At 74.4% G+C, this 7206-nt stretch carries 6 protein-coding genes; 5 read left to right on the top strand and 1 reads right to left on the bottom strand.

Annotated elements, in window-relative coordinates:
• Positions 1-345: 345 nt before the first annotated feature.
• The gene (gene murA / locus ACIP64_RS08940) at positions 346-1680 is read right to left on the bottom strand and encodes a UDP-N-acetylglucosamine 1-carboxyvinyltransferase (RefSeq protein ID WP_401583193.1); all 1335 of its coding nucleotides are present in this window, start codon (positions 1678-1680) and stop codon (positions 346-348) included.
• Between the two features lie 252 nt (positions 1681-1932).
• On the opposite strand from murA, the gene ACIP64_RS08935 reads away from it, so the two are divergent.
• The 5 genes from ACIP64_RS08935 to ACIP64_RS08915 all read left to right on the top strand — a co-directional run bounded on the left by ACIP64_RS08935 (position 1933) and on the right by ACIP64_RS08915 (position 7163).
• Positions 1933-2511: a YqgE/AlgH family protein gene (locus tag ACIP64_RS08935; protein WP_319664520.1), complete on the top strand. Its 579-nt coding sequence runs from the start codon at positions 1933-1935 to the stop codon at positions 2509-2511.
• Between the two features lie 11 nt (positions 2512-2522).
• Complete coding sequence (locus ACIP64_RS08930) at positions 2523-2810, top strand: DUF3039 domain-containing protein (protein ID WP_360906149.1); 288 nt, start codon at positions 2523-2525, stop codon at positions 2808-2810.
• Between the two features lie 163 nt (positions 2811-2973).
• The gene (locus tag ACIP64_RS08925; RefSeq protein ID WP_401583192.1) at positions 2974-4689 is read left to right on the top strand and encodes a beta-N-acetylhexosaminidase; all 1716 of its coding nucleotides are present in this window, start codon (positions 2974-2976) and stop codon (positions 4687-4689) included.
• A gap of 297 nt (positions 4690-4986) precedes the next feature.
• Positions 4987-5880, top strand: a complete 894-nt coding sequence (locus tag ACIP64_RS08920; protein ID WP_401583191.1) for an FAD binding domain-containing protein — start codon at positions 4987-4989, stop codon at positions 5878-5880.
• The gene (locus ACIP64_RS08915; protein WP_401583189.1) at positions 5877-7163 is read left to right on the top strand and encodes a 2Fe-2S iron-sulfur cluster-binding protein; all 1287 of its coding nucleotides are present in this window, start codon (positions 5877-5879) and stop codon (positions 7161-7163) included. Before ACIP64_RS08920 ends, ACIP64_RS08915 begins: the two co-directional genes overlap by 4 nt.
• Positions 7164-7206: the final 43 nt, after the last annotated feature.

Genomic DNA, 7206 nt, shown 5'->3' with positions numbered 1-7206 from the left:
CGACCCGGCGCGGCAGGAGCCGTCCCCGCGGATCTCGTGGGGCGCGCAGGAGCACGGGGGCGCGCCCCAGGCCGCCGCGTCCGCCCCCGGCGCCCCCCCCCCCCCCCCCCCCCCCCCCCCCCCCCCCCCCCCCCCCCCCCACGCCCCCCCCCCCCCCCGCCCGGCCGCCCCCCCCCCCCCCCCCCCCGCCCCGCCCCCCCCCCCCCCCGCCCGGCCGCCCCCCCCCCCCCCCCCCCCCCCCCCCCCCCCCCCCCCCCACGCCTGGGGGCCCGCTGGGGCCTTGGAGGGCCCGGCGACCGCCCGGGGCCCCGGCGGCCCGCGAGCGGTCCTCCTGGGCCCTGCCGGTCAGCTCGCGGCGGGCAGCTCGACCTTGGCGCCGAGCTTCTCCAGCTTCTCCATGAAGTTCTCGTAGCCGCGGTTGATCAGGTCGATGCCGTGCACCCGCGAGGTGCCCTGCGCCGCGAGGGCGGCGATCAGGTACGAGAAGCCGCCGCGCAGGTCCGGGATGACCAGGTCGGAGCCCTGGAGCCGCGTGGGGCCGCTGACGACCGCGGAGTGCAGGAAGTTGCGCTGGCCGAAGCGGCAGGGGGTGCCGCCCAGGCACTCGCGGTAGAGCTGGATGTGGGCACCCATCTGGTTGAGCGCCGAGGTGAAGCCGAGCCGGGACTCGTAGACCGTCTCGTGGACGATGGACAGGCCGGAGGCCTGCGTCAGCGCCACGACCAGCGGCTGCTGCCAGTCGGTCTGGAAGCCGGGGTGGACGTCGGTCTCCAGGGCGATGGCGTTCAGCGGGCCGCCGGGGTGCCAGAAGCGGATGCCGTGGTCGTCGACCTCGAAGGCGCCGCCGACCTTGCGGAAGACGTTGAGGAAGGTCATCATCTCGCGCTGGCTGGCGCCGCGGACGTAGATGTTGCCCTCGGTGGCCAGGGCCGCGCAGGCCCAGGAGGCGGCTTCCAGCCGGTCCGGCAGGGCGCGGTGGTTGTAGCCGCCGAGCTTGTCCACGCCGGTGATGTGGATGGTGCGGTTGGTGCCCATCGTGATGATGGCGCCCATCTTCTGCAGGACGCAGATGAGGTCCTCGATCTCCGGCTCGATCGCGGCGTTGCCCAGCTCGGTGACGCCCTCGGCCAGCACGGCCGTCAGCAGCACCTGCTCGGTCGCGCCGACCGACGGGTACGGGAGCTCGATCTTGCAGCCGCGCAGCCGCTGCGGGGCCTCCAGGTACTGGCCCTCGGGGCGCTTCTCGATGACCGCGCCGAACTTGCGCAGCACGTCGAAGTGGAAGTCGATCGGCCGGCCGCCGATGTCGCAGCCGCCCAGGCCCGGGATGAAGGCATGCCCCAGACGGTGCAGCAGCGGGCCGCAGAAGAGGATCGGGATGCGTGAGGAGCCTGCGTGCGCGTCGATGTCGGCGACGTTGGCGCTCTCCACCTTCGACGGGTCGAGCACCAGCTCGCCGGGCTCCTCGCCCTCCCGCACCGTCACGCCGTGCAGCTGGAGCAGGCCCCGCACCACGCGCACGTCCCGGATGGCGGGCACATTGCGCAGCCGGCTCGGCTCGCTGCCGAGCAGGGCGGCCACCATGGCCTTCGGCACGAGGTTCTTCGCGCCGCGCACATGGATTTCACCCTCCAGCGGGGTGCCGCCGTGGACGAGCAGTACATCGTTAAGGCCGGTCATTGCTCTCGCGTTCCTGGAGAGGGGCAGAAATGAGGCGGGGTCCCCGCAGGCACCGGAGGGAAATGGTAATCGGCCTTCCGTGCCCGCGGTCAGGGCTGTGAGGTCCTACTCATGTAATGGCTTCGCTACAGCACCCTGTGCGGTCGCGCGGTGCCGGAGGGTCGCCGCCACGGCTGTCCCGGGCGTCCCGGGAGTACCTGATGCGTCGCATTGCCACCCCGCGCGGAGGAGTAATGCGGGATTATGTTGACCATGACCGAAGTGTCATCGCTCACCGGCAGGCTCCTCGTCGCGACGCCCGCCCTCGCGGACCCCAATTTCGACCGGGCGGTGGTGCTGCTCCTCGACCACGACGAGGAGGGCTCCTTGGGTGTGGTCCTCAACCGTCCCACACCGGTCGGTGTCGGTGACGTCCTGGAGCCGTGGGCGAACCTGGCGGGTTCCCCGCAGGTGGTCTTCCAGGGCGGCCCGGTCTCCCTGGACTCCGCGCTCGGCCTGGCGGTCGTCCCCGGGGAGCCCCGGGACGGCGAGGACGGGGAGCCGCTGGGCTGGCGCCGGGTGTTCGGCGCGATCGGCCTGGTGGACCTGGAGGCGCCGCCGGAGCTGCTGGCGGCCGAGCTGGGCTCGTTGCGGATCTTCGCCGGGTACGCCGGATGGGGGCCCGGCCAACTGGAGGACGAGCTCGTCGAGGGCGCCTGGTACGTGGTGGAGTCCGAGCCGGGGGACGTGTTCTCGCCCGACCCGGAGCAGCTGTGGCGCTCGGTCCTGCGGCGGCAGCGCAGCGAACTCGCGATGGTCGCCACGTACCCGGACGATCCGTCTCTCAATTAGGCTTGCGTGCCATGAGCACTCTTGAGCCCGAGCGCGGGGCGGGCACCGGCACCCTCGTCGAGCCGACCCCGCAGGTGTCGAACGGCGATGGCGACCACGAGCGCTTCGCGCACTATGTGCAGAAGGACAAGATCATGGAGAGCGCGCTCTCCGGATCTCCGGTGGTCGCGCTGTGCGGCAAGGTCTGGGTGCCCGGCCGCGACCCCAAGAAGTACCCGGTCTGCCCCATGTGCAAGGAGATCTTCGAGTCCATGCCCGCCGGTGGCGGCGGCGACAAGGACAAGAGCGGCAAGAAGTAGCCGCCGCGGGCCCGGACGGGCGCGGCCGCCGGAACAGGGCGGTCGCGCCTTTTGCGCTGCCCGGCGTCCGGGCGTGCCGGCGGGGGCGGGCGGGCGGCGGCGGGGCGCCAAGATGGCGTGAATGGTCTATGCCAATCTCGTCCCGCCCGGCAGGATGGGCGCCATGGATCTCATCCCGGCGCCCGTGGAGGCGCACCGGCACGCCGACATCGGTCACTTCGAACTGCGTCCCGGCACGGCGCTGTCCGCGGGCCCCGGGGCGGAGCCGGCCGCCCGCTGGCTGCGGTCCGTCTTGGGCGCGGCCACCGGCCTCGCGCTGCTGCCCGGCGACGGCGCGGGCGACGGATCGATCACCCTGCGGCTGGACCCCGAGGTCACCGCGGAACTCGGCGCCGAGGGCTACCGGCTGTCGGTGGCCCCCGGACAGGGCGTCCGGGTCGACGGCGGCGGGCCCGCGGGGCTGTTCTGGGGCGCGCAGACGCTGCGCCAGCTGCTGGGGGCCGAGGCGTACCGCCGGGCGCCGCTGCCGGGCCGCTCCTGGCGCCTGCCGTACTGCGACATCGCCGACACCCCCCGCTTCGCGTGGCGCGGGGTACTGCTGGACGTCGCACGGCACTTCATGCCCAAGGACGTCGTGCTGCGCTACGTCGACCTGCTCGCGGCGCACAAACTCAACGTCCTGCACCTGCACCTGACGGACGACCAGGGCTGGCGGGTGGAGATCCGCCGCCACCCGCGGCTCACCGAGGTCGGCTCCTGGCGCACCCGTACCAAGGTGGGCCTGCGCGAGTCGCCGCTGTGGGACGAGCGCCCGCACGGCGGCTACTACACCCACGACGACATCCGCGAGATCGTCGCGTACGCCGCCGAGCGGCACGTCACCGTCGTCCCCGAGATCGACATCCCCGGGCACTCGCAGGCCGCCATCGCCGCCTACCCCGAACTCGGTGTCACCGACGTGGTCGACACCACCGCCCTTGAGGTGCTGACCGGTTGGGGCATCAACCCCAACGTCCTGGCACCGGTGGAGAGCACCCTGCGCTTCTACGAGGACGTGCTGACCGAGGTCCTGGCGCTCTTCCCGTCGACCTTCGTGCACCTCGGCGGCGACGAGTGCCCCAAGGACCAGTGGAAGGCCTCGGCCGTGGTCCAGGCCCGCATCAAGGAGCTCGGCCTGCGCGACGAGGACGAGCTCCAGAGCTGGTTCGTCCGCCACTTCGACCGCTGGCTGGCCGACCGCGGCCGGCGCCTCATCGGCTGGGACGAGATCCTGGAAGGCGGCATGGGCTCCGGCGCCGCCAAGTCGCCCTCGGGGGAACGCCGGTCGGGGGAGCGGGTGCCCGGGGACGAGACGACCGAGTACGGCCTCACGCCGGGCGCGGCGGTGTCCTCCTGGCGCGGTTACGAGGGCGGCATCGCGGCCGCCCGGGCGGGCCACGACGTCGTGATGTGCCCGGAGTCACAGGTCTACCTGGACTGGCGGCAGGCTCCCGGCGACGACGAGCCGGTGCCGATCGCGCATGTGCGGACCCTGGAGGACGTCTACCGGTTCGAGCCGGTGCCGGACAGCCTCGGCCCGCGCGAGGCGGCCCGGGTCATCGGCGCGCAGGCCAACATCTGGACCGAGACGATGGACACGGTGCGGGCCGTGGACTACATGGCCTTCCCGCGGCTGGCCGCGTTCGCGGAGACGGCGTGGAGCCCGCTGCCGGCGCCGGCCGAACGGGACGTCGAGGGCTTCGTCGCGCGAATGGCCACCCACTACGGGCGACTTGACGCACTGGGGGTCGAATACCGGCCGCCGGGCGGCCCGCTGCCGTGGCAGCGGCGTCCCGGAGTCGTCGGACGCCCGATCGAGGGCCCGCCCCCGATCGTGTGAGCCCTGCCACAACCCGCGGCCCCGGCACCGCCGGGGCTGGCAGGGTGGATGCGGCGAACGACCAAACGGTCAAACACCGCAAGACGCGCAAAGGATGGCATTTCTTCCACTTCTGCCATTTCGTCCCGCCGGCCGGAGAAAGGTGCAAAGCGGTCGGATGTCCATCCGGAGGGCGGGCTTCCCTTTGCGACCCTCGCGTTGATCACCCCGGAAGATGTGCCAGAGTTGCCACGTCCGGGCTGTCAGCACGTACCGTACGGCTACCGCACCGCGGACAGCCGGGGAAGGGGCAGCTGCGTGAGCACGTACGCACGGCAGGCAACGCGCGATGTCGCATTGCCGTCCTCGCTCGACGAGGCCGTGGCGGCCTTGGCCGCCACGCCCGCAGCCGTGCCCGTCGCCGGAGGCACCGACCTCATGGCGGCCGTGAACGCCGGGCTGCTGCGCCCCGCGGGACTCGTCGGCCTCGGCCGGATCAGCGAGATCCGCGGCTGGCAGTACGCGGACGGCGCCGCGCTCCTCGGTGCCGGCCTGACCCACGCCCGCATGGGCCGCCCGGACTTCGCCGCGCTCATCCCCGCCCTGGCCGCCGCCGCCCGCGCGGCCGGCCCCCCGCAGATCCGCAACGCCGGCACGCTGGGCGGCAACATCGCCGGCGCCGCACCCACCGGCGACTCGCTGCCCGTGCTCGCCGCCCTGGAGGCCTCGGTCGTCGTCGCCGGGCCCGAGGGCAACCGTGAACTGCCCGTCAGCCACCTGCTCACCGGCATGGACCCGCTGCGGCCCGGCGAGCTCCTGGCGTACGTGCGGGTCCCGCTGCTGCACGCGCCGCAGACCTTCCTCAAGGCCACCGGCCGCACCGGGCCCGGCCGCGCGATCGCCTCCGTCGCCCTCGTCCTCGACCCGGCCCGCCGGGGCGTACGCTGCGCGGTGGGAGCCGTCGCACCAGTGCCGCTGCGGCCGCTCGAGGCCGAACGCTGGGTCGCCGGACTGATCGACTGGGACGGCGAGCGGACGCTGGCACCCGAGGCCCTCACGGCCTTCGGCGAGTACGTCGCCGCCGCCTGCATCCCCGACCCCCTGCCGGCCCCGGACGGCGCACCGGCCCCCGAACTGCCCGCCGCGGCCGTGCAGCTGCGGCGTACGGTGGCCGCACTGGCCCGCCGCGCGCTGGGGAGGGCACTGGCATGAGCGACGACATGTACGACGACAGGACATCGGACGGGCGTATGACCGACCAGCCCCCCATGGGGACTCCCGGCCCGGAGGCCGGGGGATTCGCCCCCGGGCACGGGGTGTGGCAGCCCGTGCCCCACGGCGAGTACGACTCCGACCAGACCATGCACGTGTCCTTCGCCGCGCAGCTGTCCATGACCGAGCCCGGCGCCGACCCGCTCGCCGCCCCCGGCCACGGCTACGCCCCGCAGCCCCCGCAGGGCCCCGCGGACTTCCCGGTCACCGTCGGTACCGCGGCGCCCGCCGGTCCGGCGCAGGGCGAGGACCCGGCGACCACCTGGGCCGTCCCCGTCGTCCGCGACGAACGCGCGGAGAACCCCGGCGACCCGGGGGACTCGGGCGAGTACTCGGTGGGGGCCTTCGCGTCCGCGCCCGAGCCCGCCCCGTGGGCGGCCGGCGCCGGCCGGCAGGCACCGCCCACGGCGCCGCGCTCCGAGGGCTGGTCGCTGCCGCCCGACGCCACCGGCCAGTGGAAGCTGCCGATCACCCCGGACGGCACCGCGGAGGAGTCCGGCGAGTACCGGCTGCCGGACTCCGCGCCCCTGCCGCCCGAGGTCGCGGAGCCCGTACCGGCGCCCCACGACGGTCCCGCGGACGCCGGCGCCGCCGGTGACGAGGACCCGTCCATCGAGGAGCCCGGCGCCGACGGGCCCGAGGACCCGCACAGCGAACACCCGCTGGCCTCCTACGTCCTCAACGTGAACGGCACCGACCGCCCCGTCACCGACGCGTGGCTCGGCGAGTCCCTGCTCTACGTCCTGCGCGAGCGGCTGGGTCTGGCCGGCGCCAAGGACGGCTGCGAGCAGGGCGAGTGCGGTGCCTGCTCGGTCAAGGTCGACGGCCGGCTCGTCGCCTCCTGCCTGGTGCCCGCCGCGACCGCGGCGGGCTCCGACGTCCGCACGGTCGAGGGGCTGTCCACCGACGGCCGGCCCTCCGACGTGCAGCGGGCGCTCGCCGAGTGCGGGGCAGTGCAGTGCGGTTTCTGCATCCCGGGCATGGCGATGACCGTGCACGACCTGCTGGAGGGCAACCACCACCCCAGCGAGCTGGAGACCCGGCAGGCCATCAGCGGCAACCTCTGCCGCTGCAGCGGCTACCACGGTGTCCTGGAGGCCGTCCGCACGATCGTCGCGGAGCGCGAGGAGGCCGCGGAGGCGGCCGACGGCGCCGACGGCGAACCGGCCGCGGAGGCCGCCCGCGTCCCGCACCCGCGCCCCTCCACCGGAGGCCCGGCGTGACCCCGCGACTCCACCGCACCCCGCACCACCCCACCCCTCGCGG

This window comes from Streptomyces sp. NPDC088733 (genome assembly GCF_044751185.1).
Taxonomy (GTDB): domain Bacteria; phylum Actinomycetota; class Actinomycetes; order Streptomycetales; family Streptomycetaceae; genus Actinacidiphila.
This window is presented reverse-complemented; position numbering and strand designations above follow the sequence as displayed.

Excerpts from the sequence above, each read along its gene's own strand:
- ACIP64_RS08930 (WP_360906149.1), top strand. The coding sequence starts at position 2,523 with ATGAGCACTCTTGAGCCCGAGCGCGGGGCGGGCACCGGCACCCTCGTC.
- ACIP64_RS08915 (WP_401583189.1), top strand. The coding sequence starts at position 5,877 with ATGAGCGACGACATGTACGACGACAGGACATCGGACGGGCGTATGACC.
- ACIP64_RS08925 (WP_401583192.1), top strand. The coding sequence starts at position 2,974 with ATGGATCTCATCCCGGCGCCCGTGGAGGCGCACCGGCACGCCGACATC.
- murA (WP_401583193.1), bottom strand. The coding sequence starts at position 1,680 with ATGACCGGCCTTAACGATGTACTGCTCGTCCACGGCGGCACCCCGCTG.
- ACIP64_RS08935 (WP_319664520.1), top strand. The coding sequence starts at position 1,933 with ATGACCGAAGTGTCATCGCTCACCGGCAGGCTCCTCGTCGCGACGCCC.